The following is a 25,686-nucleotide window of genomic DNA, read 5'->3' as shown; positions in this document are numbered from 1 at the left end:
TCAGGCGGCCTCGGCCGGTTCGACCGCCCGGCGCCTGCGGGCGACCACCCAGAACACCGTGCTGCCGAAGACGACGGTGAAGCCGACGCCGATCACCCCCGCGAGGCCGCCGGACAGGCGGGCGTCGGAGATGTCCTTGACCCCGTAACCGGCCAGCGGGGAGTCGGAGCTCGCGTGCCGCCCCGTCTTCTTGTCGATGCCCTTGTCGTGGGCGACCTTCTCCAGGCCGTCGGGGTTGGCCGAGGCGTAGAAGCTGACGAATCCGGCGAGCACCAGCGAGGTGACCAGGCCGGTGATCCACAGCCCGCGGCGCGAGGTCCGTGCCGCGGCCGGCACCGGCGTCGCGGGGGCGTCGACCAGCTCGCCGTCCACGCGCAGCTTCAGCCGCTGCTGGAGGCCGCGGGCGCCGTACACCAGGTCCGGCCGTACGGCGACGACCGCGCCGACGGTCAGCGAGGTGATCACCGCCTCGCCGATGCCGATGAGGACGTGGACGCCGATCATCGCGGTGGCGACCTTGGAGATCGCCACGTCGGTGGTGCCGCCGACGGCGTAGATCAGGGTGAAGGCGACCGCGGCGGCCGGCACCGACACCAGCGCGGCGACGAAGGAGGCGACGGTGATCGAGCGCCGCCCGCGCGGCAAAGCCTTCACCAGGCCGCGGAAGACGGCGTAGGAGACCACGGTGGTGACGATCGCCATGTCGGTGACGTTCACGCCGAGCGCGGTGAGGCCGCCGTCCGCGAAGAGGATGCCCTGCATGAGCAGGACGACGGACACGCACAGGACTCCGGTGCACGGGCCGACGAGTATCGCGGCCAGCGCGCCGCCGAGCAGATGGCCGCTGGTACCGGCGGCGACGGGGAAGTTCAGCATCTGCACCGCGAAGATGAACGCCGCCACCAGTCCGGCCAGCGGCGCCGTGCGTTCGTCGAGTTCACGCCGGGCACCGCGCAGGCTCACGGCCAGGGCGCCGGCGGCGACCACGCCGGTGACCGCGGAGGTGGGGGCGTCGATGAATCCGTCAGGTACATGCACCGTTTGATTTTAAAGGCTTGTTGCGAACTCCTTGCAAGAGCGAGGCGGCGGCATGGTGCGCGTAAATCGGGGCATATGCGACATTGGAGGGGGGTGGACGCACGACTTCCACACAGGTCGCTGAGGGTAAGGGGCCGTCCGATGTCCGTAGTCGAGCAGTACGCGCGAGCCCATATAGTCACCGACGAGGACAATCCGGATGATCCCGCCGTCCCGGTGGTACTGCGTTACGACCCCGACGCCGACCCGCGGTCGGTGCGGGTCGGCCTGCCCGGGCCGCACGAGTGGACGTTCTCCCGGTCGCTGCTGGAGCAGGGGCTGACGGCTCCGGCCGAGAGCGGGGACGTACGGGTGTGGCCGCTGGGCCGGGTGCAGGCCGTGGTGGAGTTCCACGACAAACAGGGCGTCTCCGTGGTCCAGTTCGACCTGAAGCCGCTCATACGGTTCCTGCGCCGGACCTACACGGCATAGCCCCGCTCTCCGGTCCAGCCCCGCTCCCCGGCCCGGTCAGCCGCCCATCTTCAGCAGCGCCGCCACGATCGGTCCCGCCGTGTCGCCGCCGTGGCCGCCCGCCTGGACGACACCGGCCGCCGCGAGATCACCGCGGTACGCGGTGAACCAGCCGTTGGGCTTCTTCTGGCCGTCGACCTCCGCCGAGCCGGTCTTGGCGCCGTAGTTCGGGCCGAGGCCCGCCATCGCCTTGGCCGCCGTGCCGTAGGTGGCCGTGTACTGCATGACCTCCTTCAGCTCGGCCTGCGTCTTCGACGACATCGTGCGGGAGGCCTTCGCCACCGTGCGCTGGTCCACGGTCGGAGAGACGAGGTACGGCTGGTGGAAGACACCCGTCTCCACCGTCGACGACACCGACGCCATGTTCAGCGGGTTCATCCGCACCCCGCCCTGTCCGATCAGCGACGCGCCCATCTGCGCACCGCTCTGCACCGGGACCGAGCCGTCGAAGGTCGGGACGCCGATGGCCCAGTTGTTCATGCCGAGGCCGTAGACCTGCTGGGCCTCCTTCGTCAGGTCGCTGTTCGACAGCTTCGGCGCGAAGTTGATGAAGGCGTTGTTGCAGGAGGCCCCGAAGGCCAGCTTGAACGTGCCCTTCTTGATCTCGGAGTCGTCGTCGTTGTGGAACGTCCAGCCGGCGAGCTTGTACGTCTTGGGGCAGGGATGCGAATCGTCGGGGTGGACGAGGTCCTTCTCGAACAGCATCGTCGACGTCACGATCTTCATCGTGGAACCCGGCGCGAGGGAGCCCTGGAAGGCCGCGTTGAAGCCGTGGTCGGTGTTGGCCACCGCCAGGATCTCGCCCGTCGAGGGACGCATGACCACCACCGACGCCCGCGCCCGCTTGCTCACCTGCTTCTCGGCGGCGGCCTGGAAGGCCGGGTCGAGCGTGGTCTTCACCGTGCCCGGTGTGCCCTTGCTCAGTTCGAGGAGTGTCTTGTCGGACAGCTTCGCCTTCGCCGACGCCTTGCCGCGCACCACGCGCAGCTCCACGCCCGCCTTGCCGCCCGCGACCTTGCCGAACTTCTCGCGCAGCCCGTCCAGAACGGTGCCCAGCGACGGGAACCTGGCGGCCGTCACCTCCCCGCCGTCGCGGTCGAGGGCCTTCACGGGCGGAGTGCCGGACTCCCCGGTGACCAGCCTGTCGCCGTCCTCGAGGTCGGGGTGGACGACGGAGGCGTGCCAGTCGACCAGCGGCTTGCCGTCGCTCGCCCGTCGTACGACGGTGAGCGTGCTGTCGTAGGCCAGCGGCCTGCTCATGCCCTTGTACGACACCGTGCACTTCACGCGGAAGGGCACCTTGGCGCCGGTGCGGGCGCCGACGGTGACGGTGACGTCCTTGAGGTGGGCGTCCTTGGTGTAGCCGGTCAGCAGCGAGGCGGCTGCCGAGGACTTGTCGGTGGCGGCCGCGGCCCGCGTGACCTTGCCCTGCTGCCAGGCGGTGAGGAAGCGCTCGGCGGTGGTGCGCACCTCGGTCGCGGACAGCGGGCCGGTCTTCACCGTCTTGTGGGCGGAGGAGCCGTGCTTGCCGTCCTCGGCCGCCGCACCCCCGTCGTACAGCGCGTAGACACCGAGCCCGGCGCCGCCGACGACCACGGCGATCATCCCCCCGAGCATCGCCGGCGAGGTCTTCCGTCGCTCGGCGACGCGTCTTCTATTGCCCACAGCTTCCGAATCCTCCGCGTATCCCCAGGGCCCCCGTCGCCCTCGTAACCCTCACAATCCCCAACGACAACAACCACCCTAGAGTCCCGATGTGCACAGGTGATGTCAGCCACCACTCCGTAGCACGGTTGCGACAATCGGGCCGGCCGCGTCGATGCCGTGGCCGCCGTCCTGGGCCATCGCGGCGGCGGCGATGTCGTCGCGGTAACCGGTGAACCAGCTGTTGGACTTCGCCTGCCCGTCGACCTCCGCCGAGCCGGTCTTGGCGCCGAAGTCCGGGCCGAGGCCCGCCATCACGCCGGCCGCGGTGCCGCTGGTGGCGGTGCGGTTCATCATCCAGCGGAGCTGGGCGACCGTGGCGGCGGACAGCCCCCGGGCGGTGGCGATCTCACGACCGTCCATTTTCGGGGAGACGACGACCGGCTGCCGGAAGGTGCCCGTCATCGCGGTCGCTGTGACGGACGCCATGTTCAGCGGGCTCATCTGGACCTGGCCCTGCCCGATCAGGCCCGCGGCCTTGTCCGGGCCGTCGGAGGCGGGGACGCTGCCGTCGAAGGACGGGACGCCGACCTTCCAGTTGTCCCGGCCGAGCCCGAACCGTTCCTCCGCCTCCGTCTGGAGGGAGTTCGCCTTCACCTCGTCCGCGAACTTCACGAACGCCGTGTTGCAGGAGCGGGCGAAGCTCTCGGAGAGGGTCGCGTGGTCGTCGGGCGCCAGGCCCTTGAGGTTGTGGAAGGTCTGGCCCAGCGACATGGCGGACGGCGGGCAGGGCGCCGGGCCGTTCGCCGTGGCCTTGCCCATGTCGATGAGGGTGGCCGCGCTGAGGATCTTCATCGTGGAGCCGGGGGCCAGCTCACCGAGGAACGCGGCGTTGAAGCCGTCGCTGCGGTGGTTGGCGACCGCGAGCACCTCTCCGGTGCTGGGTTTGAGGGCCACCACCGACGACTCGGTGTACTTGGCCACGGCCGTCTCGGCCGCCGCCTGGACGCTCGCGCTGAGCGTCGTCGGGAGCCTGCCCGCCCTGCCCTTGGCGAGGGTGAGGAGGGTGGTGTCCGCGGTGTCCTGGTCCGCGTGTCGGATCACCAGCTCGACGCCGGGGGTGCCGCCCGCCTTGTCGCCGTACCGGCGGCGCAGTTCGTCCAGGACCGGCCCGAGGGACGGGTACTTCTCCTTCGTCAGTACCTTCCCGTCGCGGTCCACGGCCTCGATCGGCGCCTTCGCCGTGTCGCCGGTGACGAGTGTGTCGCCCTTGCGCAGCCGCGGGTACACGACGGACGGCTGCCAGTCGACCAGCGCCCGGTGCGTGGTCTCGCCGCGCACCACCGTCAGCCGGCTCCTGTACTCCAAGGGCTTGGACGCCCCCTTGTACGTCACCGTCGCCTGCACCGTGAAGGGCACGGTGTCCCCGCTCGCGGCGCCGGGGGTGACGCGCACCTTCGTGATGTGCGCCTCCTGCCCGTACGCCGTCAGCAACGACGCGGCGTCCTGCGGGTAGTTCGTGTACGAGGCCGCGGTCGCCGCCCGCCCCTTCTCCCAGGCCGCGAAGAACTTCCCGGCGGTCTCCTTCACCTCGGCACCGGACGGCGGCCCCGTCCGCACGGTCTCCGTTCCGCCGTCGTCGTGCAGAGCGGACAGGATGTTGTACGCCCCGTACCCGGCCCCGCCCACCAGGACGGCGAACACCCCGCCCACGACGGCGACCTTGACCCCCTTGCGCATACGCGCTCTCCTCCCCCGTTCCCCGCCCCCCGTTACCGTCCTCGCACTGTAGGTGACATGTCAGATTGCTGTGAGGGAAGTTTCCGGAGTTTCCGGAACGGTGTCCGAACGGAGATCAGGGATGTGCCCGGATGCGGCGTCAGGGGCGGTTGTCCGGTCGTATGTGCGCACCGTCGTCCAGCAGGGAGAGGAAGGCGGACGCCGCGGGTGACGGGGTGAACCGGCTCCAGACGAGGTGCTCCACCCGTACCGGCCCGTTGGTGATCGGCACGCACCGCAGTCCGTGCAGTTCGGCGGTGAACGCCGCGGGCAGCAGGGCGATGCCCAGTCCATGACGGACCATACGGACCATGAGCTCGACGCCGGACACCTCGAAGGCGACCTCGCGCCGCAGGCCGGCCGCCGTGAACGCCTGGTCGGACTGGGCGCGGGCGGCACTGCCCTCGGCGAAGTCCACGAACACCTCGTCGGCGAGGAGGCGGAGGTCCACCTCGTCCTCCGCGGCCAGCGGGTGCTCGGGGGCGACCACCGCGACGTGCTGCCCGTGGCCGAGTTCCCGGTCACGGACGCCCTGCGGCCGGAACCCGGGCGGTACGCCGAGGAAGGCCACGTCCAGGCTGCCGTCCCGCACCTGCTCGACGAACCGCTCGCTGGAGCCCGCCCGGAGACTGATCCGCACCTCGGGACAGCGCAGACGGTAGTCCCGGAGCACCGCCGGGAGATCGACGGCCGTCACGGTGGGGATCGATCCGACGGTCAGCGTCCCCCGTATCTCGCCGGTGGCCGCCGCCACCTCCGCCCGGGCCCGCTCGGCCGCGTCCAGGGCCTGACGGGCCGCCGGCAGGAACGCCTCCCCGGCGGCGGTCAGCCGCACCCGGCGACTGGTCCGGTCGAACAGCCGGGCGCCCAGCTCCTTCTCCAGCCGGGCCACCTGGTGGCTGAGCGCGGACTGGACGATGTGGCACCGCTCGGCGGCGCGGGTGAAGCTGGCGGTCTCCGCCACCGCGAGGACGTAACGCATCTGCTGGAGGTCCATCCATCCATCGTGAAACGCGATGGATCGGATGACAAACATGCGTTGGACCCATGGATACCTGCTCGGCGATGCTCGAACCACCGGCAACCGGCACCGGCACCCCGGTGCCCCGACCCCGCGGGAGGCCCCCATGCGTGTGATCGCCTTCGACCACCTCGTCCTGAACGTCGCCGACATCGAGCGGTCGCTCGCCTTCTACACCGGCCCCCTGGGCCTGGAACCGGTGCGGGTGGAGGAGTGGCGGGCCGGCAAGGCGCCCTTCCCGTCCGTGCGGGTGAGCCCCACCACGATCATCGACCTCGTCGAGGCGCCCGCCGACCGGCCGCAGGGCTCCAACGTCGACCACATCTGCCTGGTGGTCGAGCCGCTCGACTGGCAGCAGGTCGTCGACTCCGGCGTCTTCACGGTCCTGGACGGCCCCGGCGAACGCTTCGGCGCCCGCGGCACCGCCCTCTCCCTCTACGTGCAGGACCCGGACGGCAACACGGTGGAACTGCGCTGGTATCCGCAGGCCGCCGGCTGAGTGTCGTCCCCGAGGGGTCACCGTCGGTCCAGGCCGGCCTGATCCACAAGACACCCCCTAGCGCCGGCCTGCGCGGTCGGCGGTGAGGCGGGCCTCGAAACCGTCCAGGAGGGACTGGAGGCCGAACGCGAAGGTGTCGTCGGGCGCCGCGGCGTACTCCGTGGCGGCCGTGGTGCCGAGGCGTTCACGCAGGCGAGGGAACTGCATGGCCGTCTCGGTGGCGCGTGCCATGGCGTCGGCCATCTGCTGCTCGGCGTCCGCGCCGTTCCTGCCCAGCCGGCGGTTCAGCGAGACCTGTGCGGCGGGGCCGAGGGCGCTGCCGAGCACGAAGGTCAGCACGGTGGCGGCCGCCTGGTCCGCGCGGGCCGCGCTGAAGCCCGCCTTCTCGTAGATGGCGAGGCTCAGGTCGTTGTGCCGGGCCTGGCCGGTCCCGTACAGGAAGTTGCTGCCGAACGCCTGGACGAGCCAGGGGTGCCGGGTGAGCATCGCGTGCACACCGGTGGCGTGGGCGGTGGCGGCCGTGCGCCAGTCGGTGGCGTCGAGATCGGGCGGTTCGACCTCGTGCCAGATCGCGTCGCCGGCGAGTCGGACCAGCTCGTCCTTGGTCTTGATGTGCCAGTAGACGGCCGTTGCGGCCGAGCCGAGCCGCTTCGCCAGGCTCCGCATGTTGAGCCCGTCCAGTCCCTCTTCGTCGAGCAGCTCGATGGCCGCGCGGACGATCCGGTCCGCGGTCAGGTTGTCTCGTGGCATGGCCCACACCTTACTTGAACTTAGTTCTGGTCCGCTCTTGCACTTAGTTCGAGAGGTGTCCTACGCTCCTTCTCGTACTTAGTTCAAGTGCTGAGGGAGAACCCATGTCGCAGGACAAGCTGTCGGAGTTCGTCAAGACACAGGCCGTGGAGCTCGGCGTCCCCGGCGTAGCCGTCGGAGTGCTCCTGGACGGCCAGGAGCTCTACGCCTCGCACGGCGTGACGAGCCTGAGCAACCCGCTGCCGGTCGACGAGAAGACGCTGTTCCATCTGGCGTCGGTGTCCAAGACCTTCACGGCGACCGCGCTGATGCGCCTGGTCGCCGAGGGGAAGGTCGACCTGCACGCGCCGGTGCGGAGCTATGTGCCCGAGCTGGAACTCGCCGACGAGCAGGCCGCGGCGCGGATCACCGTCCTCAATCTGCTCAACCACACCGCGGGCCTGGACTGGAACCTGATCGACGACGGTGAGGGCGACCGCTCCCTGACCGGACTCGTGGCGAAACTGCCCCAGTTACCGCTGATCGCACCGCCCGGGACCCGCGCCTCCTACAGCCAGGCCGGATACAACCTGGCCGGGCGGATCGTCGAGAAGGTCACGGGCCTGCCCTTCGAGCAGGCCATGGCCTCGCTCCTCCTGGAACCGGTGGGCCTCGAGGACACGGTGTACGGGCTGACGGAGGTGATGCTCCGCAAGTTCGCCGTGGGCCACAACCGCGACGACGACGGCGAACCGCGCCCCGCCCGGCCCTGGGCGGCATTCCGAGAGGGCGCGCGTGGCGACAACCCCGGCGGCGGCCTGGCCTCCTCGGTGAGCGACCTGCTGCGCTGGGCACGGTTCCAGCTCGGCGACGGCGAGGGCGTGCTGCCGGCCGCGGAGCTGCACCGCATGCGGGAGCAGACGGTCGGGCTGCGCGCCAGCACACTCGGCGACGGCTTCGGCATCTGCTGGTTCCTGCACGACCTGGACGGCGTTCAGGGCATCGGTCACGGCGGCTCGGGCAACGGCCAGTTCGCCGAGCTGCTCATCGTGCCCGAGCGCAACTTCGCGGTGGTCTCCCTGGCCAACGTCGGCCCGGACGGCTACCCCTTCAACCAGTCCGTCGTGCGCTGGGCACTCGAGCACTACCTCGGCATCGTCGAGAAGACGGTGGAGCCGCTCCCGTACGACGAGGGGCGGGCCGAGCAGTTCGCCGGCCGCTACGAGATCGACGCCATGAACCTCGACATCGACACCGACGGCACCCGTCTCACCCTGGCCGTCGGGATCAAGCCGGAGATCCGCGCGGCGTCGGACGAGGAAATGCCCCCGGACTACCCGGCCGCGGGCATCGGCATCCTTCCCGGCGACGGCGACGAGTACATCGTCACGGAAGGCGGCCTCAAGGGGCAGCGCGGCTACTTCTCCCGCGACGCCGCCGGCGCGATCACCGGCGTCGACCTCGCCGGCCGGCTCTTCACCCGGGTCGCGGGAGCATCCTGACCCGGCACCGCAAGGGGCGGTCCAGCCGGCCGCCCCGCCCGGCTAGACCCAGGTGTCGATCCACATCCGCGACCGCCAGTCGTCGATCGGGATCGCCGTTCCCGTGTACAGGGGCCAGAAGTAGATGAAGTTCCACGCGATCAGCAGCACCAGCACGCCCGCCCCCGACGCGCCGATCAGGCGGCGGGTGTCGCTGGAGCCCGGGCGGCCGACGAGGGCGCCGACCAGCATCGCCACCGCCAGACAGAGGAACGGGACGAAGACGACGGCGTAGAAGAGGAAGATCGTGCGCTGCTGGTACATGAACCAGGGGAGGTAGCCGGCCGCGATGCCGCAGGCGATGGCGCCCGCCCGCCAGTCACGGCGGAAGGCCCAGCGCCACAGGATGTAGAGGATCGCGAGGCAGGCCGTCCACCACAGCAGGGGCGTGCCGATGGCGAGGACCTCGCGGGCGCACTTCTGGCCCGCGGCGGCCGGGCAGCCGTCGACACCGGGGGAGGGGGACTCGTAGAAGTAGGAGACCGGGCGGCCCAGGACGAGCCAGCTCCACGGGTTGGACTGGTACGTGTGCGGGGTCGACAGGCCGACGTGGAACTTGTACACCTCGTGCTCGTAGTGCCACAGGCTGCGCACCCAGTCCGGCAGGAACGTCCAGTGACCGCCCTTGCCGTCGGTGGCCGCCCAGTTGCGGAAGTAACCGCCGGAGCCGTCGGTGGGGGAGAGGATCCAGCCGAGCCAGGACAGCAGGTACACGGCGATCGCCACCGGGACCATGGACAGGAAGGCCAGGCCGGTGTCGTACTTGAGGGCGGCCAGGTAGGGGTGCCGGGCGCCGGCCACCTTGCGGGCGCCGACGTCCCACAGCACGGCCATCAGACAGAACGCGGCCAGGATGTACAGGCCGTTCCACTTGGTGCCGATGGCGAGGCCGAGCAGCACGCCGGCTCCCCAGCGCCAGGGACGCCACCCCAGGCGGAGGGTGTCGGCGACCTGGGCGTCCGGGCGCAGGCGGCCGTCGGCGTCCACGGGCAGCGCGGCGGCGAGCCGCTCCCGGGCCCGGTCACGGTCGACGATCAGGCAGCCGAAGGCGGCCAGCACGAAGAACATCAGCACGCCGTCGAGCAGCGAGGTCCGGCTCATCACGAAGTGCAGGCCGTCCACCGCCATCAGCGCACCGGCGAGACAGCCGAGGAACGTGGAGCGGAACATGCGGCGGCCGATGCGGCACAGCAGCAGCACCGACAGGGTGCCGAGCAGCGCCGTCATGAAGCGCCAGCCGAACGGGTCGAAGCCGAAGACCAGCTCGCCGAGCCCGATGACGTACTTGCCGACCGGCGGGTGCACGACGTACGAGGCGTCCGTCGGGACGGCGATGTGGCCGTTCGTCTGGACGATCAGGTCGTTGGCGTTCTTGTTCCAGTTGACCTCGAAGCCGCGGTGGACGAGCGCCCAGGCGTCCTTGGCGTAGTACGTCTCGTCGAATATCACCTTCTTCGGGCTGCCCAGGTCCCAGAACCGCAGCAGGCCCGCCATCAGCGTCACCAACAGCGGACCGCCCCAGCCCGACCAGCGGTTGACGCGCTCGGCGAGGGTCGGCGGCACGCCCAGGGACGCCCACAGACGGGAGCCGGGCTCGGCGTACGGCGGCACCAGGCGGTCGCGGAGGTCGCCTCTCGGCCCCGCCGTGTAGCCGAACCGGCGCAGCCGCTGCTGCCACCCAGGCCGCTGGTCTTGCGGGGCCCGGCCCTGCCGGATGTCGGTGGAGGACGCGGTACTGGTCACCGCGCCATCGTAGGGAACCGTTCTGTGTGAGTCCCGTGCATGGGGGTTACCGGTCGCACCACGTCCCGTCCCGCGGGCCTTCCCGCCGGCCCCTGAGAGGATGACGGCGTGACTGGAACCCTTGTTTTGGCGGGCACCCCCATCGGCGACATCGCGGACGCGCCGCCCCGGCTCGCCGAGGAACTGGCCGGCGCCGATGTCGTCGCCGCCGAGGACACGCGCCGGCTGCGCCGGCTCACGCAGGCCCTCGGGGTGACGCCCAGGGGGCGGGTGGTGTCGTACTTCGAGGGCAACGAGTCCGCCCGGACACCGGAGCTGGTCGAGGAGCTCGTGAACGGCGCGCGGGTGCTGCTGGTGACGGACGCCGGGATGCCGTCGGTGTCCGACCCCGGGTACCGGCTGGTCGCCGCGGCCGTCGAGCGGGACGTCCGGGTCACCGCCGTCCCCGGACCGTCCGCCGTGCTCACCGCGCTGGCGCTGTCCGGGCTGCCCGTCGACCGGTTCTGCTTCGAGGGCTTCCTGCCGAGGAAGGCGGGGGAGCGGCTGACCCGGCTGCGGGAGGTCGCCGAGGAGCGCCGCACGCTCGTGTACTTCGAGGCGCCGCACCGGCTCGACGACACCCTCGCCGCCATGGCCGAGGTCTTCGGCGGTGAGCGGCGGGCCGCCGTCTGCCGGGAGCTGACCAAGACGTACGAGGAGGTGCGGCGCGGCCCGCTCGCGGAACTGGCGGCCTGGGCCGCCGAGGGCGTGCGCGGCGAGATCACCGTCGTCGTCGAGGGCGCCGCCGAGCGCGGTCCCGAGGAACTGGACGCCGCGGAACTGGTGCGCCGGGTCAGGGTCCGGGAGGAGGCGGGGGAGCGCCGCAAGGAGGCGATCGCGGCGGTGGCCGCGGACGCGGGGATCCCCAAGCGTGAGGTGTTCGACGCCGTCGTGGCGGCCAAGAACGCCGGGGGGTTGTGAGGAAGCAGGGGGTGCGAAAGGGGGCGTGAGGGGGCTCACACCCCCTCTGAGCAGGCCTCTTCACCCATGAGCATGCGCCCCATGGTCGGGCAAAGCAGGGTCGCCGAAGGCAAAGCGCAGACCCCGCCGCCGGGGCCGGTACGGCAAGGAACGCTCAAATCGCCTCCAACACTCGACAGGCCTGCTGCATTCACGTCGGCGGGAGAGTCCACTGGTCAGCAGGGACGCACCTGTCCCTCGCCCCCAAGGGGAGGAGAGCTGGCATGAGTGAGATCGCTGGGCAGACCGGCCCGCGCGGTACCGCGACGGCAGTCGTTCACGAGTCGTATTCCTTCGCCTGCATGCGGTGCGGGCACGGCTGGGAACAGTCGTACGAGATAGAGCACCACACGGACGCGGACGGACACGAGTTCGTCATGTACGTGTGCGGTGGTCAGGTCGTGCCGTCCCCGCTGAGCCGGCCCGCGTGCCGGAACTGCGACGGACACGTGGTGCGGATCATGCGAGCCGGCCAGGTCTCGGCGGTACGCGACGCCGTCGCGCGGTCCCGCCCACCGCAGGCCGGTCCGGTGGAGGCGCCGAAGGCCCCCGAGGAGGCCCCGACGGCCGGGGCGGCCGGGGCGGTCGGCGAACACCACCACTGGCACCTGTCCGACCTTCTCCACCCGTTCCAGCGCAAGGCGAGCTGAGCGCTCGCCGACGGGCCGGGCATGCCCCTTTCGTAGGATCGGGGCATGCCTTCGAACACCTCCGCCGCGGCCGAGAAGAACGCGGCACCGCCCCTCCCGGAGCCTCTCCGGGTGCCGGTCGCCGACTCCCACACCCACCTCGACATGCAGTCCGGCTCGGTCGAGGAAGGCCTCGAGAAGGCCGCGGCGGTGGGCGTGACGACCGTCGTCCAGGTCGGCTGCGACATCAAGGGTTCGCAGTGGGCCGCCGAGACCGCGGCGACGTACGACAGCGTGCACGCGACGGTCGCCCTGCACCCGAACGAGGCCCCGCGCATCGTCCACGGGGACCCCGACGGCTGGTCGCGGCAGGGCGCCCGCGAGCCCGGCGGGGACGCCGCGCTGGACGAGGCGCTCGCCGAGATCGACCGGCTGGCCGGACTGCCGCAGGTGAAGGGGGTCGGCGAGACGGGACTCGACTACTTCCGCACCGGACCGGAGGGCAAGGCGGCGCAGGAGCGGTCCTTCCGGGCACACATAGAGATCGCCAAGCGCCGGAGCAAAGCACTCGTCATCCACGACCGCGACGCCCACGCCGACGTCCTGCGCGTACTGAAGGAGGAGGGCGCGCCCGAGCGCACCGTCTTCCACTGCTACTCCGGCGACGCCGAGATGGCCGAGATCTGCGCCCGCGAGGGCTACTACATGTCCTTCGCCGGCAACGTCACCTTCAAGAACGCCCAGAACCTGCGCGACGCCCTCGCCGTCGCCCCGCTCGAACTGGTCCTCGTGGAGACCGACGCGCCCTTCCTGACGCCGGCGCCCTACCGGGGACGCCCGAACGCCCCGTACCTCGTCCCCGTCACGGTCCGTGCCTTGGCCGCCGCGCGCGGCATCGACGAGGACACCCTCGCCACGGCACTGGCCGCGAACACGGCCCGGGCCTTCGGGTACTGATCGTACGTTCGGGCGGCGACGGTCCGTAGTCGCGTCGCTTTGGAGAGTGACGCCCGCTCCGCTAGGTTCTGGGGGCCCGATCCGGACCCCTCTGGCCCTCTGGAGCGTGTCGGCGTGAGCAAGCCGCAGTACGAGCCGTACGAGACCGATGAGCCGTACGAGCCGTACGAGCCGTACCGGCCGTACGGCCATGGCGTCTCCGCGCATCGTGCGGAGACCGTGTCGTACGGCGTGTACGAGGACACCTACCGGCCCGCGTACGAGGCGCAGGCGTACCTCGTCACCGAGCCCGCGCCGCCGCGGCGGACGGCGAGCCGGCCCGCGACGGCGGCCCCGGCGCCCGAAGTGCCCGTCGCGGACGCGGTGGCCGCGGTGTCCGCTGCGGCCGGCGGGCGGACGGGGCGCAGACGCAGGGCCCGTAGGCCCGAACGGCCGGAGACGGCCGTGCGCCGACTGCTGCCGCAGGCACTGGTCGTCGCGTTCCTCGCCGGCGGCACCACCGCGTTCGTCGCCAAGGACAAGGCCGTAGAGCTGAACGTCGACGGCAGACCGCGCACACTGCACACCTTCGCCGACGACGTGACCGGACTGCTCGCCGAGGAGGACGTACCGCTCGGCGCGCACGACGTGGTGGTACCCGCCCCCGGCGCCCCCCTGGCCAGCGGCGACCAGGTCGAGGTGCACTACGGGCGGCCCCTGCGGCTCACGCTCGACGGGCAGCGCCAGGAGGTGTGGACGACGGCGCACACGGTCCAGGAGGCGCTCGAACAGATGGGGGTGCGCGCGGAGGGCGCCTACCTGTCGACCTCGCGCTCCCGGCGCATCGGACGCGCCGGGCTCGCGCTCGACGTGCGCACCGAACGCGCGGTCACCGTCATGGCGGACGGCCGCGCCCGGACCGTTCGCACCAACGCGGCGACCGTGCGGGAGGCGGTGACCCAGGCCGGGATCACCCTGCACGGCCAGGACACCACCTCCGTGCCGCCCGGGAGCTTCCCGCGCGACGGGCAGACGGTGACCGTGCTGCGGATCACCGGCGCCAAGGAGGTCCGCGAGGAGGTCATCCCCTTCGACGTGCGGCGCACGAACGACCCCTCGCTGCCGCGGGGCACGGTCGTCATCGAACAGCCCGGGCAGCCGGGGCTCAGACGGGTCACCTACCACCAGCGGATCGTCAACGGCGTCAGGCAGGAGCCGCGCCGCGAGAAGACCGAGGTGGTGCGCACTCCCCGCACCCAACTGGTGAAGGTGGGCACCAAGCCGCACCCCCCGTCCGTGCGGGGCACCGACCACCTCGACTGGAAGGGGCTCGCGGTCTGCGAGTCCGGAGGCCGGCCCGACGCGGTGGACTCCTCCGGGACGTACGGCGGCCTCTACCAGTTCGACACCCGCACCTGGCACAGTCTCGGCGGCCTCGGCCGCCCCCAGGACGCTCCGGCGGACGAACAGACCTACCGGGCGAAGAAGCTGTACGTCCGGAAAGGGGCCGCTCCCTGGCCGCACTGCGGGGGCCGGTTGCACGGGTGAGGAGCGCCCGCCGCCGCCCCGTACCCTTGTCGGGTGAGCAGCCCCACCCCCGACGCCCTGCTGGGCCCCGCCGACATCCGTGAACTGGCGGCCGCCCTCGGTGTGCGCCCCACCAAGCAGCGCGGCCAGAACTTCGTGATCGACGCGAACACGGTCCGCCGGATCGTGCGCACCGCCGAGGTCCGCCCGGACGACGTGGTGGTGGAGGTCGGCCCGGGGCTCGGCTCCCTCACCCTCGCTCTGCTGGAGGTCGCCGACCGCGTCACGGCCGTCGAGATCGACGACGTCCTCGCCGCCGCCCTGCCCGCCACGATCGCCGCCCGCATGCCGGGGCGCGCCGACAGGTTCGCGCTGGTCCACTCCGACGCCATGCACGTGACCGAACTGCCGGGGCCCGCCCCGACCGCGCTGGTGGCGAACCTGCCGTACAACGTGGCGGTGCCGGTGCTGCTGCACATGCTCGACACCTTCCCCGGCATCGAACGCACCCTGGTGATGGTGCAGTCCGAGGTCGCCGACCGGCTCGCCGCCGCGCCCGGCTCGAAGGTGTACGGCGTCCCGTCCGTCAAGGCCAACTGGTACGCCGAGGTCAAGCGGGCCGGCGCCATCGGCCGCAACGTCTTCTGGCCCGCGCCCAACGTCGACAGCGGGCTGGTCTCGCTCGTCCGCCGGGCCGAGCCGGTCAAGACCACGGCGTCGAAGAGGGAGGTCTTCGCGGTGGTCGACGCGGCGTTCGCACAGCGCCGCAAGACCCTGCGGGCCGCGCTCGCCGGCTGGGCCGGATCGGCGGCCGCCGCCGAGGCGGCCCTGGTCGCGGCCGGCGTCTCGCCGCAGGCCCGGGGAGAGTCCCTGACCGTCGAGGAGTTCGCGCGGATCGCGGAAGCTGCGTCACTGCGGGGGACGACCCCCGCACCCCCGGACGAGGAGAGCGGTAAGTGAGCGTCACGGTACGCGTCCCGGCCAAGGTCAACGTCCAGCTCGCGGTGGGCGCCGCACGCCCCGACGGCTACCACGACCTGGCCAACGTCTTCCTCGCCGTCGGCCTGTTCGACGAGGTCACGGTCACCCCGGCCGACGGGCTGCGCGTCACCTGCGAGGGGCCGGACGCCTGGGAGGTCCCCCTGGACCGTACGAACCTCGCCGCGCGCGCCGCCCTCACCCTCGCGGAGCGCCGGGGCGTCGAGCCCGCCGTGCACATCCACATCGCCAAGGACATCCCGGTCGCCGGGGGCATGGCGGGCGGCAGCGCGGACGGCGCGGCCGCCCTGGTCGCCTGCGACGCGCTGTGGGGGACGGCGGCCTCGCGGGCCGAGCTGCTGGAGATCTGCGCCGAGTTGGGCAGCGACGTGCCGTTCGCTCTGGTGGGGGGCGCGGCCCTCGGGGTCGGACGCGGTGAGCGACTGACCGCGCTGGAGGTCGGCGGGACCTTCCACTGGGTGTTCGCGATGGCCGGGCGCGGGCTGTCCACCCCGGCGGTCTTCCGCGAGTTCGACCGGCTGGCGCAGGGGCGGGAGATCCCGGAGCCGGTGGCCTCGGCGGAGCTGGTGGAGGCGCTGGCGAAGGGGGATGCGGAGGCGCTGGCGGGGGCCGTGTCGAACGACCTCCAGCCTGCCGCGCTGTCCCTGTTCCCGGAGCTGGCGGACACGCTGGACGCGGGGCGGGCGGCGGGTGCGCTCACGGCGCTGGTGTCGGGGTCGGGGCCGACGACGGCTTTCCTGGTGCGCGATGCGGAGTCGGCGGTGGCGGTGGCCGATGCGCTGCGCGGTTCGGGGACTTGCCGGACGGTGCGGGTGGCTACGGCGCCCGCACCGGGGGCGACGGTCGTGTGAGGGGCCCCTCTCAGAGCGCGTCGATCGCGGTCAGGTCGATGTCGATGTCGTAGGGCACGCTGACCTTGACGCGGTCGTGGTAGATGCCGGTCAGGGCGTATGTGCCGGTGGCTTCCCCGCGTTCATAGACCTGGACCACCGGATGGTCGTCCTGTCCCGCCATGTCGACGAGCCAGTAATGGGGAATACCCGCCGCCGCGTACTTGTGCGGTTTGTAGTCTCGGTCGCGGGCCTCGGAGTCCGGCGAGACCACCTCGACGGCCAGTACGACGTCGGTTGCTTTGAAGTGGGTCTGACGCCGGTCGGTGACCGCTTCGGCACGGACTACGGAGACGTCTGGTTCGGGGCCATTGCGCCGATCCAGTACCACCGTCATCTCCCGTTCGACACTGAACTCCGGGGTGAGACAGCTCCGCAGTCCGTTGACCAACAGGTCGATCGCGAGAAAGTGGAAACGGCGCTGCGGACTCACGAAAACCAGGCTCCCGTCGATCAGCTCGGTGTGCGGCGGGAGATCCGGCAGTGTGAACAAGTCGTCCACGGTGTAGCCGTCCGGGGGCGGCACCGGCCAGGAACGGCGGTGCTTCACGGACTCGGCGGTCATGGTTCCTCCCATGGACGGGATCCTGCTGCCTGTTCTCCACGGTAGCGGCCGATTCCCGATCACGTCATCACAAAGAGTGACCACCCCTCCACGCGCCGCCCCCCGCCCCGCAGGCCCTACGCTAGAAGGCTGACCCCCGCGGCGGAGCCGCATGTCGATACAGTCCCGCCGGCAGGAGTGAAATGGCCGTCAACCTGGTCAATGTCGAGAACGTCAGCAAGGTGTACGGCACCCGTGCGCTGCTGGACGGTGTCTCGCTCGGCGTGTCCGAAGGGGACCGGATCGGGGTCGTCGGCCGCAACGGCGACGGCAAGACCACCCTCATCCGGATGCTGGCCAAGGTCGAGGAGGCCGACACCGGGCGGGTCACGCACTCCGGCGGGCTGCGGATCGGGGTGCTCACCCAGCACGACTCCCTCGACCCCGAGGCCACCGTCCGGCACGAGGTGATCGGCGACATGGCCGACCACGAGTGGGCGGGCAACGCCAAGGTCAGGGACGTACTGACGGGGCTGTTCGGCGGGCTCGACCTGCCGGGCTTCCCCAAGGGGCTGGACACCGTCATCGGGCCGCTGTCGGGTGGCGAGCGGCGACGGATCGCGCTGGCCAAGCTGCTCATCGAGGAGCAGGACCTGCTGGTCCTGGACGAGCCGACCAACCATCTCGACGTCGAGGGCATCTCCTGGCTGGCCCGGCACCTGCGGGAGCGGCGCTCGGCGCTGGTGTGCGTCACCCACGACCGCTGGTTCCTCGACCAGGTGTGCACGCGCATGTGGGACGTGCAGCGCGGGACCGTGTACGAGTACGAGGGCGGCTACTCCGACTACGTCTTCGCCCGTGCCGAACGCGAGCGCATCGCGGCCACCGAGGAGACCAAGCGGCAGAACCTGGTCCGCAAGGAGCTGGCCTGGCTGCGGCGCGGGGCGCCCGCCCGCACCTCCAAGCCGCGCTTCCGCGTGGAGGCCGCCAACGAGCTGATCGCGGACGTACCGCCGCCGCGGGACAGCAGCGAGCTGATGAAGTTCGCCTCCTCCCGGCTCGGCAAGACGGTGTTCGACCTCGAGGACATCACCGTCCAGGCCGGCCCCAAGGTGCTGATGAAGCACGTCACCTGGCAGCTCGGCCCCGGCGACCGCATCGGCCTGGTCGGCGTCAACGGCGCCGGCAAGACCTCCCTGCTGCGCGCCATGGCCGAGGCGGCGCGCACGGAGGGCGAGGCGCAGCCGGCGGGCGGGCGGATCGCCGTCGGGAAGACCGTGAAGCTCGCCTACCTCTCCCAGGAGGTCGCCGAGCTCGACCCCGACTGGCGGGTGCTGGAGGCCGTGCAGCGGGTGCGCGAGCGCGTCGACCTCGGCAAGGGGCGGGAGATGACCGCCGGTCAGCTCTGCGAGACGTTCGGCTTCGGCAAGGAGAAGCAGTGGACGCCGGTCGGCGACCTGTCGGGTGGTGAGCGGCGCCGGCTGCAGTTGCTGCGGCTGCTGATGGACGAGCCCAACGTCCTCTTCCTCGACGAGCCCACCAACGACCTCGACATCGAGACCCTCACCCAGCTCGAGGACCTGCTCGACGGCTGGCCCGGCTCGATGATCGTCATCTCCCACGACCGGTTCTTCGTCGAGCGCACCACCGACCGGGTGTACGCGCTCCTCGGTGACGGCACCCTGCGGATGCTGCCGCGCGGCATCGACGAGTACCTGGAGCGACGGCAGCGGATGGAGGAGGCGGTCGCCGCCTCCGCCGCCGCCTCGGCCCCCAAGCCGGCCGTTCCCGAGAAGAGCGCCGCCGACCAGCGGGCCGCCAAGAAGGAACTGCAGAAGATCGAGCGGCAGTTGGACCGCGTCTCCGAGAAGGAGGCCAAGCTGCACGCGCAAATCGCGGATAACGCCACGGACTTCGCCAAGGTCGCCGAACTCGACGCCCAGCTCCGGGAATTGACCGGTGAGCGCGAGGAACTGGAGCTTCGCTGGCTGGAACTCGCCGAGGACGCGTAGCCCGACGGGCGCCCGGTGACGGGGCGGTGAAGGCGCGTAACGACGGCATCACGGGCCGGTCCTCCCTTGGGAACAGGGGTTGGTCCGGCCCGCTGCGTCGTCCGACCCGAGTGATAGAAAGAGCGGTCTGAGAACTGGCTCAAAATCAGTGAACGAGGGGGAGACGCGCTGATGACCCAGCCGCCCGAACATCCGCCGCAGCAGGGCGGTTTCGGCCCACCGCAGACCCCGCCGCCCCAGGGCGGATTCGGATCCCCCGCGCCCCCGCCACCAGCCCAGCCACCCCAGCCGGGATACGGCTACCCGCAGCAGTCCGGCCCCTACGCCCAGCCCGGCCCCTACGCCGGGGCGCCCGGCACGCCCGGCCCGTACGGCCAGCCGCCGCAGCCGGGGCCTTACGCCCAGCAGCCCGGGTACGGATACCCGCAGCAGCCGCAGTACCCCGGTGCCCCCGGCACGCCGCCGCCCGGCGGGTCGCGCGGTCCCTTCAAGGGGAAGCCCGCCCTGGTCATCGGTGTGGCGGTGGCGGCGCTGCTGGTCATCGGCGGCACCGTGTACGCGGTCGCCGGCGCGGACGAGGGCGGCGGGAAGAAGCCGGTCGCGCACAAGAGCGACGCCGGCGAGCCCACCGCCGCCGACACCCCGGTCAATCCCGGTGACGGCAGCGGCGACGGCAAGTCCGACCCGCAGGACCTCAACGCGGGCCGGAAGCCCGGCGAGGCCAAGGTGCTCTGGTACAAGACGGCACCGGACGCGCCCGGTTCCGGGGCCGAGGCACCCGGCATGTGGATCACCGGCAGGACGGCTGTGAAGGCGGCCTACAAGCAGGTCTTCGCGTACGGCGTCGGTGACGGCAACCCCACCTGGGCCCCCCTCACCTTCCCCCAGAAGATCTGCGCCGTCACCCCGCAGAAGTCGGCCGACGACAAGGTCGTCGTGGCGTACATGAGCGGCACCAGCGACCGCGCCAAGTGCAACCGGCTTCAGCAGATCGACCTGAACACGGGGAAGAAGGGCTGGAGCGGCACGGTCGCCGACGGCGAACTGTTCGACAGCACGCTCGACGTGGGTCTGACCATCAGCGGCAAGGTCCTGATGGTGGGCCGCTCGCAGTCGGGTACGGCGTACGACCTCGGCAGCGGCAAGAAGCTGTACGACAAGAAGAAGTACGGCACCGACTGCTTCCCGACCGCGTTCGCGGGCGGCACCGGCCGGCTGCTCTCCGTCGCCTCCTGCGGCGCCGGCGGAAGCAACGAGCACGACGAGATCCAGTCGCTGGACCCGGCCACCGGCAAGGTCAGGTGGACCCAGAAGGTGAAGAAGGGCTGGACGGTCGCGCGGACCTACTCCGTCGACCCGCTCGTGGTCTACCTGACCAACGAGGACAAGAAGGTGTGGAACATCTCCGCCTTCACCGCCGACGGCAAGTTCCGTTCCGAGGTCAAGGTCGACGAGAAGTTCGCCCCGCAGTGCGGCTGGGCCGTGCTGGAGCGCGACCTCCAGGGCTGCCAGGGCGTCGCCGCCGACGCCGACACGCTCTACCTGCCGACCGACACGAGCGGCGGCGCCAACGAGATCGTCGCGATCAGCCTGGCCGACGGCAAGGCGAAGTGGCGCGTGAAGTCCCCGACGGACGAGTCCATGACCCCGGTCGAGGTGGAGGGCGGCAAGCTCGTCGCCTATGTGCACCCGTCGTACGACACGGGCGGCCAGGTCGTGTCGATCCCGACCGGCGGCACGAGCCACACGACCACGAAGCTGCTGCAGAACCCCAGCGGCACCGCGGAGATCGAGGACGGCTTCTACGACGGAGCCGTGGACTGGGCCGACGGGCGCTTCTACATCTCCGCCACCCGGCTGACCGGGAACGACGACGCCAAGGAGAAGCTGATGCTCGCCTTCGGCAAGTGAGACCGGCCCCGCCGCAGCCCTCGTCCCCGCCTCCCCGCCTTCCCGTCTCCCGGGCTTCCCTCCGAGGTACACCAGCCATGACCCAGCCGCCGCCCCCGCCGCCGAACCAGCCCCCGCAGCAGGGCGGCTTCGGCCCGCCGCAGCCACCGCAGACCCCGCCCCAGCAGCCCGGCTACGGCTACCCCGGCCAGCAGCCGAACCCGTACGCCCAGCAGCCGAACCCGTACGCCCAGCAGCCGACCGCGTACGGTCAGCCCGGCTACGGCTACCCGGGACAGCCGACCATGCCGATGCAGCCGCAGCCCGGGCAGCCCGGCGGTGGCGGGCGTAAGAGGAACACCTCCCTGGTCATCGTCGTCTCGGCGCTGGCCGCGATCGCCCTGATCATCGGCGGCGGGGTCTGGTACGCGAAGTCCGGCGGCGGTGACGGCAAGAAGGACACCGCGCGCGCCACGGACGGCAAGGGCGGCACCGGCGGCACGTCCTCGGGCGGCAAGGAGAAGGTGCCCGCCGACACCGCCTCCGACGTCCTCTTCAAGGTCCCGCTGCCCAAGGCGAACGACACGGTCGTCACCAGCGGCTCCTGGATCACCGACAAGGTGTACGCCAAGAGCGGCGTCGCCCGGATCACCGGCTACGACCCCGGTGACGGCAGCGAGCTGTGGACGGTCGCACTGCCCGGCCCGGTCTGCGCGGCCACGAACCACGTCACCTCCGACGGCCTGACCGCGGTCACCTTCCAGCCGAGGATGCCGAAGAAGGGGTCCTTCGAGGGCTGCAGCCAGGTCGCGGCGATCGACCTGAACACGGGCAAGAAGCTCTGGACGAAGTCGGTCGACTCCGGAGACCGCGCGATCAGTCTCGACAACGTGACGGTCGCGCAGGGCACCGTCGCCGTCGGCAGCACCAGCGGTGGCGCCGCGTTCGACATCACCTCCGGCAAGGTGCTGTGGCAGCCGAAGCCGAGCGACAGCTGCTACGACGCCGGGTACGGCGGCGGCGAGAAGCTGGTGGCGGTGCGCAAGTGCAGCGACGGCGACAGCCGTCAGCTGCACATCCAGACCATCGACCCGAAGTCCGGGAAGGTGATCTCCGAGTACACGATGTCCGAGGGCATCGAGTACGCCTCCGTCGTCTCCACCGACCCCCTGGTGGTCGCGGCCGACGTCGGCGACAGCGCGGGCGACGGCAGCGGCGTCTCGGACTACTTCTCCATCGACAACCGGACCGGGAGGCTGCGCACCCGGATCGCCGCGCCGAGCGACTCCTACGGCGGCCGCTGCGACGGCATCACCCGCGTCGAGTCCTGCCAGGGGATCGTCGTCGGCAACGACAGGCTGTACGTGCCGACCGAGGAGAAGGAAGGCAGCGACAAGTTCAGCAGGACCAACGAGATCGTCGCCTTCGACCTGGCCACCGGCAAGCAGACCGGCCAGCGCGCCGACGCCGGCGACGGCTACACGATCCACCCGCTGCGCATGGACGGCGGCAACCTGATCGCGTACAAGCGTCCGCCCTACGACAAGGGCGGGCAGATCGTCAGCATCGCCGGCGGCTCCTTCAAGGAGACCAAGCTGCTGGAGAACCCCGCCACCGGGCCGGGGCGCGAAGCGGAGACCCGCATGTCGCCGGACTCCGCGGAGTTCCTCTTCTCCCGGGGCCGTCTGTACATGTCGGCGGTCTACGCGGACAAGCCGGACCCCACGGACCGCGACGCGTACCTGGTCGTCGCCTTCGGCAGCGGAAACTGATCACCCATCAGACCCGGTGAATGCGCGGAATAGCAGGAATTTCAGCGTTCCGGGGCACTTCTCACCAGTAGGGGCAGCGCGACGTCGAACAAGCGTGTAGCTTCCGGGGGCATGAGGGGCGGGGTGCCGGGGGGCCCTCTGTCCATGGGGACCGTGGGCATCCATAGTGAGGCATCCATGGGGGGGGACTGGGGGGTTGCTCTATGGGAGTGCGGCTCATGGTGGTCGACGACCACCGACTGCTCGCGGAGGCACTGGCCTCGGCGCTCAAGCTGCGCGGACACCGGGTACTCGCCGCGGCGGCACCGGCCGCGGGTGCGGCCGACCTGGTGATCAGCCGGGCGCCGGAGGTGTGCCTGCTGGGCACGGCGGCGCCCGCGGAGCCGGGGGTCTTCGACCCCGTGGTGAAGATCAAGCGGGAGCGCCCGCAGGTCGCGGTCCTCGTGCTCGGCCCGGTGCCCTCGCCCCGCGGGATCGCGGCGGCCTTCGCGGCGGGCGCCTCCGGCTACGTCCGGCACGACGAGCGCATCGAGGGCGTGGAGCGGGCGATCATGAAGGCCAGGGCCGGGGAGGCGGCGGTCGCCCCCCAGCTCCTGCAGGGCGCGTTCAGTGAACTCCTCAACCCCGCCGCCCAGCCCGACGACGAGGGCCAGCGCCTCCTGCAGATGCTCACCCCGCGCGAGGTGGAGGTCCTGGTCCGGGTCGCCGACGGCGAGGACACCCGCCTGATCGCGGCAGGCATGGGCATCGCCCCGTCGACGGCCCGGACCCACGTCCAGCGGGTCCTGATGAAGCTCGGCGTGGGCTCCCGCCTGGAGGCGGCAGCCCTGGCCGCGCGCACGGGCCTCTTGGACCGGGCGTCAACCGGGCCGGAGGTGTGAGCGCCGGTCAGTGTCACTCAGCCCGTCCGGCGTGTGAGGACGAGGCCTTTCACCCGCCCTTGGCGTCCCGCCCCTCCTCCGGCAGGTCATGCGGAACCGGCGGCGGCGTAGGCCGCAGTTTCAGCCACGCCAGGAAGAACAACCCCAGCAGCAGCATCCCGATGCCGGTCCACAGGTTGATGTTGATGCCCTGCGCCCGGGCGATCTCCGCGTCGGAGTCGGTGATCCCGGCGATCGTGACGATGATCCCGTACACGACGAACAGGCCGCCGATGATCCGCCGCAGGTCGAAGATCCGCGCGGCCGTGGCCGACTTCTGCTCCAGCTCGGTGACTTCCCGCTGGACGTCTTCCTCGGAGTACCAGGAGTGTTCGGACTCGGACATGGTCTTTCCATCCTCCCGCGGTCAGAGCGAGAACGAGAACGGGACGTAGCAGAGGGCGGCCAGGATCACCGCGCCCCAGCCCAGCAGCGCGGGCCGGCGGTACCAGGCCTCGTCCCCGGGGGCGGGCGGCTCGGCCATGCCGGGCGAGCGGGTGCCGTACACCAGGCCCTGCAGCTCGTGCTCCGGCTTGGGCCGGGTGAACAGTGACACCACGACCATGACCACCGCGCCGGCGACGAACCCGGCGATGGCGGAGACGAAGTTCGCGCCCTGGTCGGTGGGGATGCCGATGATGCCCTTCTTGTAGAGCACGAAGTAGTTGACCATCGCGGTCACCGTCCCGGCGAGCAGCCCCCAGAACCCGGACTTCGCGGACGCGCGCTTCCAGAACATGCCGACGATGAAGGCGACGAACATCGGCACGTTGAAGAAGGAGAACAGCGTCTGCAGGTAGGCCATGATGTTGGAGAAGGACGACGCGAGGAACGCCGTGCCGATGGAGGCCACCACGCCGATCGCGGTGATCAGCCGGCCGAACCGCACGTAGTACGCGTCCTCGCGGTGCCGGACGACGTACCGGCCCCAGATGTCGTTGGTGAACACCGTGTTGAAGGACGACACGTTGGCCGCCATGCCCGCCATGAAGGCGGCGAGCAGACCGGTGACGGCGATGCCGAGCACACCGTTGGGCAGCAGCTGCGACATCAGGTACGGGATGGCGTCGTTGTACTGCAGGCCCGAGGCGGACGTGCCGATCTTCGGCACCAGCGCCGCCGCGACCAGGCCCGGGATCATCACCAGGAAGACGATGAAGATCTTCGGGTACGCCGCGATCAGCGGGGTGCGCTGGGAGGCGGAGAGGTTCTTCGCGGACAGGGCGCGCTGCACCTCGGCGAAGTTCGTCGTCCAGTAGCCGAAGGACAGCACGAAGCCGAGGCCGAGGACGATGGTCAGCCAGTTGGCGCCGAGCGGGTTGGCGTGGCCGATGCCGGTGCCGCCCCACGCCGTGGTGAAGTTCGCGCCGTGGATCGCGGTGAGCTTGTCGGTCAGACCGCCCCAGCCGCCCACCCGCTTCAGTCCGAGGACCGTGATCGGGATGAGGGCCGCCAGGATCACGAAGAACTGCAGCACCTCGTTGTAGATCGCGGAGGACAGACCGCCGAGGGTGATGTACGCGAGCACGAAGGCGCCGGCGACCACGATGGCCACCCACTGCGGCCAGCCCAGCAGCGCCTCGACGACGATCGCCAGGGCGTACAGGTTCACCCCGGAGATCAGGATGGCCGCGAACGCGAACAGGATGGAGCTGAGCAGGTGGGCGCCCTTGTCGAAGCGCAGCAGCAGGAACTCGGGCACCGAGCGGACCTTGCTGCCGTAGTAGAAGGGCATCATGACCAGGCCGAGGAAGACCATGGCCGGGATGGCGCCGATCCAGTACCAGTGGACGGTGTAGGCGCCGTACTGTGCGCTGTTGGCCGCCATGCCCAGGATCTCGGTGGCCGCCAGGTTGGCCGAGATGAAGGCGAGACCGGTGATCCAGGCGGGCAGGGAACGTCCGGACAGGAAGAAGTCGAGGCTGGTCTTCACCGACCGGCGGGCGGCGAAACCGATGCCCAGGACGACGACGAAGTAGATCGCGAGGATCGTGTAGTCGAGCCAGTTGGTCGGGAGCCGGAGCTCGGCGGCCAGGTATGTGGGGGTTCGCATGCGGCGCTCAC

At 71.1% G+C, this 25,686-nt stretch carries 22 protein-coding genes; 13 read left to right on the top strand and 9 right to left on the bottom strand.

What is annotated here, in order from left to right; translation table 11 throughout:
* Window positions 1–1,038, bottom strand: a complete 1,038-nt coding sequence (locus ACFY0F_RS32470; RefSeq protein WP_388802351.1) for an energy-coupling factor ABC transporter permease — start codon at window positions 1,036–1,038, stop codon at window positions 1–3.
* A 141-nt stretch (window positions 1,039–1,179) separates the two neighbouring features.
* Between ACFY0F_RS32470 and ACFY0F_RS32465 the strand changes: the two genes are divergently transcribed.
* Window positions 1,180–1,509, top strand: a complete 330-nt coding sequence (locus ACFY0F_RS32465; protein ID WP_388802348.1) for an SsgA family sporulation/cell division regulator — start codon at window positions 1,180–1,182, stop codon at window positions 1,507–1,509.
* A gap of 36 nt (window positions 1,510–1,545) precedes the next feature.
* On the opposite strand, the gene ACFY0F_RS32460 is transcribed toward ACFY0F_RS32465, so the two are convergent.
* From ACFY0F_RS32460 to ACFY0F_RS32450, 3 genes are all read right to left on the bottom strand, one after another.
* Window positions 1,546–3,213, bottom strand: a complete 1,668-nt coding sequence (locus ACFY0F_RS32460; protein WP_388802345.1) for a penicillin-binding transpeptidase domain-containing protein — start codon at window positions 3,211–3,213, stop codon at window positions 1,546–1,548.
* A gap of 105 nt (window positions 3,214–3,318) precedes the next feature.
* Window positions 3,319–4,932, bottom strand: a complete 1,614-nt coding sequence (locus ACFY0F_RS32455) for a penicillin-binding transpeptidase domain-containing protein (RefSeq protein WP_388802342.1) — start codon at window positions 4,930–4,932, stop codon at window positions 3,319–3,321.
* Window positions 4,933–5,071: 139 nt separating this feature from the next.
* The gene (locus ACFY0F_RS32450) at window positions 5,072–5,968 is read right to left on the bottom strand and encodes a LysR family transcriptional regulator (protein WP_388802339.1); all 897 of its coding nucleotides are present in this window, start codon (window positions 5,966–5,968) and stop codon (window positions 5,072–5,074) included.
* A 130-nt stretch (window positions 5,969–6,098) separates the two neighbouring features.
* On the opposite strand from ACFY0F_RS32450, the gene ACFY0F_RS32445 reads away from it, so the two are divergent.
* A complete protein-coding gene (locus ACFY0F_RS32445) occupies window positions 6,099–6,491 on the top strand; it encodes a VOC family protein (protein ID WP_388802337.1) in 393 nt (130 codons plus the stop codon).
* 57 nt (window positions 6,492–6,548) lie between these two features.
* Here the strand turns inward: ACFY0F_RS32445 and ACFY0F_RS32440 are convergent, their stop codons facing one another.
* Window positions 6,549–7,241: a TetR/AcrR family transcriptional regulator gene (locus tag ACFY0F_RS32440; RefSeq protein ID WP_388802335.1), complete on the bottom strand. Its 693-nt coding sequence runs from the start codon at window positions 7,239–7,241 to the stop codon at window positions 6,549–6,551.
* Window positions 7,242–7,345: 104 nt separating this feature from the next.
* Here ACFY0F_RS32440 and ACFY0F_RS32435 point away from each other — a divergent pair, with 104 nt between their 5' ends.
* Complete coding sequence (locus tag ACFY0F_RS32435) at window positions 7,346–8,722, top strand: serine hydrolase domain-containing protein (RefSeq protein WP_388802332.1); 1,377 nt, start codon at window positions 7,346–7,348, stop codon at window positions 8,720–8,722.
* Between the two features lie 42 nt (window positions 8,723–8,764).
* On the opposite strand, the gene ACFY0F_RS32430 is transcribed toward ACFY0F_RS32435, so the two are convergent.
* Entirely contained in the window at window positions 8,765–10,504 is a 1,740-nt protein-coding gene (locus ACFY0F_RS32430; RefSeq protein WP_388802330.1) for a dolichyl-phosphate-mannose--protein mannosyltransferase, read from the bottom strand.
* Window positions 10,505–10,612: 108 nt separating this feature from the next.
* Here ACFY0F_RS32430 and rsmI point away from each other — a divergent pair, with 108 nt between their 5' ends.
* The 6 genes from rsmI to ACFY0F_RS32400 all read left to right on the top strand — a co-directional run bounded on the left by rsmI (window position 10,613) and on the right by ACFY0F_RS32400 (window position 16,445).
* On the top strand, window positions 10,613–11,464 hold the full coding sequence (gene rsmI / locus ACFY0F_RS32425; RefSeq protein WP_388802327.1) for a 16S rRNA (cytidine(1402)-2'-O)-methyltransferase: 852 nt from the start codon (window positions 10,613–10,615) through the stop codon (window positions 11,462–11,464).
* Window positions 11,465–11,727: 263 nt separating this feature from the next.
* Complete coding sequence (locus ACFY0F_RS32420; RefSeq protein WP_388802325.1) at window positions 11,728–12,153, top strand: hypothetical protein; 426 nt, start codon at window positions 11,728–11,730, stop codon at window positions 12,151–12,153.
* Between the two features lie 45 nt (window positions 12,154–12,198).
* Entirely contained in the window at window positions 12,199–13,089 is an 891-nt protein-coding gene (locus ACFY0F_RS32415; RefSeq protein WP_388802322.1) for a TatD family hydrolase, read from the top strand.
* 114 nt (window positions 13,090–13,203) lie between these two features.
* Window positions 13,204–14,616: a ubiquitin-like domain-containing protein gene (locus ACFY0F_RS32410; RefSeq protein ID WP_388802320.1), complete on the top strand. Its 1,413-nt coding sequence runs from the start codon at window positions 13,204–13,206 to the stop codon at window positions 14,614–14,616.
* A gap of 33 nt (window positions 14,617–14,649) precedes the next feature.
* Window positions 14,650–15,555: a 16S rRNA (adenine(1518)-N(6)/adenine(1519)-N(6))-dimethyltransferase RsmA gene (rsmA, locus tag ACFY0F_RS32405; protein ID WP_388802317.1), complete on the top strand. Its 906-nt coding sequence runs from the start codon at window positions 14,650–14,652 to the stop codon at window positions 15,553–15,555.
* A complete protein-coding gene (locus ACFY0F_RS32400; RefSeq protein ID WP_388802314.1) occupies window positions 15,552–16,445 on the top strand; it encodes a 4-(cytidine 5'-diphospho)-2-C-methyl-D-erythritol kinase in 894 nt (297 codons plus the stop codon). Before rsmA ends, ACFY0F_RS32400 begins: the two co-directional genes overlap by 4 nt.
* 10 nt (window positions 16,446–16,455) lie before the next feature.
* Here the strand turns inward: ACFY0F_RS32400 and ACFY0F_RS32395 are convergent, their stop codons facing one another.
* Complete coding sequence (locus ACFY0F_RS32395) at window positions 16,456–17,049, bottom strand: Uma2 family endonuclease (protein WP_388802675.1); 594 nt, start codon at window positions 17,047–17,049, stop codon at window positions 16,456–16,458.
* 182 nt (window positions 17,050–17,231) lie between these two features.
* Here ACFY0F_RS32395 and ACFY0F_RS32390 point away from each other — a divergent pair, with 182 nt between their 5' ends.
* From ACFY0F_RS32390 to ACFY0F_RS32375, 4 genes are all read left to right on the top strand, one after another.
* Window positions 17,232–19,040, top strand: coding sequence for an ABC-F family ATP-binding cassette domain-containing protein (locus ACFY0F_RS32390; protein ID WP_388802312.1), 1,809 nt, complete (start codon window positions 17,232–17,234; stop codon window positions 19,038–19,040).
* 171 nt (window positions 19,041–19,211) lie between these two features.
* Window positions 19,212–20,951, top strand: coding sequence for a PQQ-binding-like beta-propeller repeat protein (locus tag ACFY0F_RS32385; protein ID WP_388802309.1), 1,740 nt, complete (start codon window positions 19,212–19,214; stop codon window positions 20,949–20,951).
* A 77-nt stretch (window positions 20,952–21,028) separates the two neighbouring features.
* A complete protein-coding gene (locus ACFY0F_RS32380; protein WP_388802307.1) occupies window positions 21,029–22,702 on the top strand; it encodes a PQQ-binding-like beta-propeller repeat protein in 1,674 nt (557 codons plus the stop codon).
* A gap of 203 nt (window positions 22,703–22,905) precedes the next feature.
* The gene (locus ACFY0F_RS32375) at window positions 22,906–23,583 is read left to right on the top strand and encodes a LuxR C-terminal-related transcriptional regulator (RefSeq protein ID WP_388802304.1); all 678 of its coding nucleotides are present in this window, start codon (window positions 22,906–22,908) and stop codon (window positions 23,581–23,583) included.
* A 49-nt stretch (window positions 23,584–23,632) separates the two neighbouring features.
* On the opposite strand, the gene ACFY0F_RS32370 is transcribed toward ACFY0F_RS32375, so the two are convergent.
* Window positions 23,633–23,968, bottom strand: coding sequence for a hypothetical protein (locus ACFY0F_RS32370; protein ID WP_388802301.1), 336 nt, complete (start codon window positions 23,966–23,968; stop codon window positions 23,633–23,635).
* A 21-nt stretch (window positions 23,969–23,989) separates the two neighbouring features.
* Window positions 23,990–25,675 (bottom strand): sodium:solute symporter family protein, encoded by a 1,686-nt coding sequence (locus tag ACFY0F_RS32365; protein WP_388802298.1) that lies wholly within the window; start codon window positions 25,673–25,675, stop codon window positions 23,990–23,992.
* Between the last annotated feature and the right edge of the window lie 11 nt (window positions 25,676–25,686).

The sequence above is a fragment of the Streptomyces sp. NPDC001544 genome, from assembly GCF_042894285.1.
Classification (GTDB): domain Bacteria; phylum Actinomycetota; class Actinomycetes; order Streptomycetales; family Streptomycetaceae; genus Streptomyces.
The sequence above is the reverse complement of the archived record's forward strand: the minus strand, read 5'-3'. Positions and strand labels throughout refer to the sequence as shown.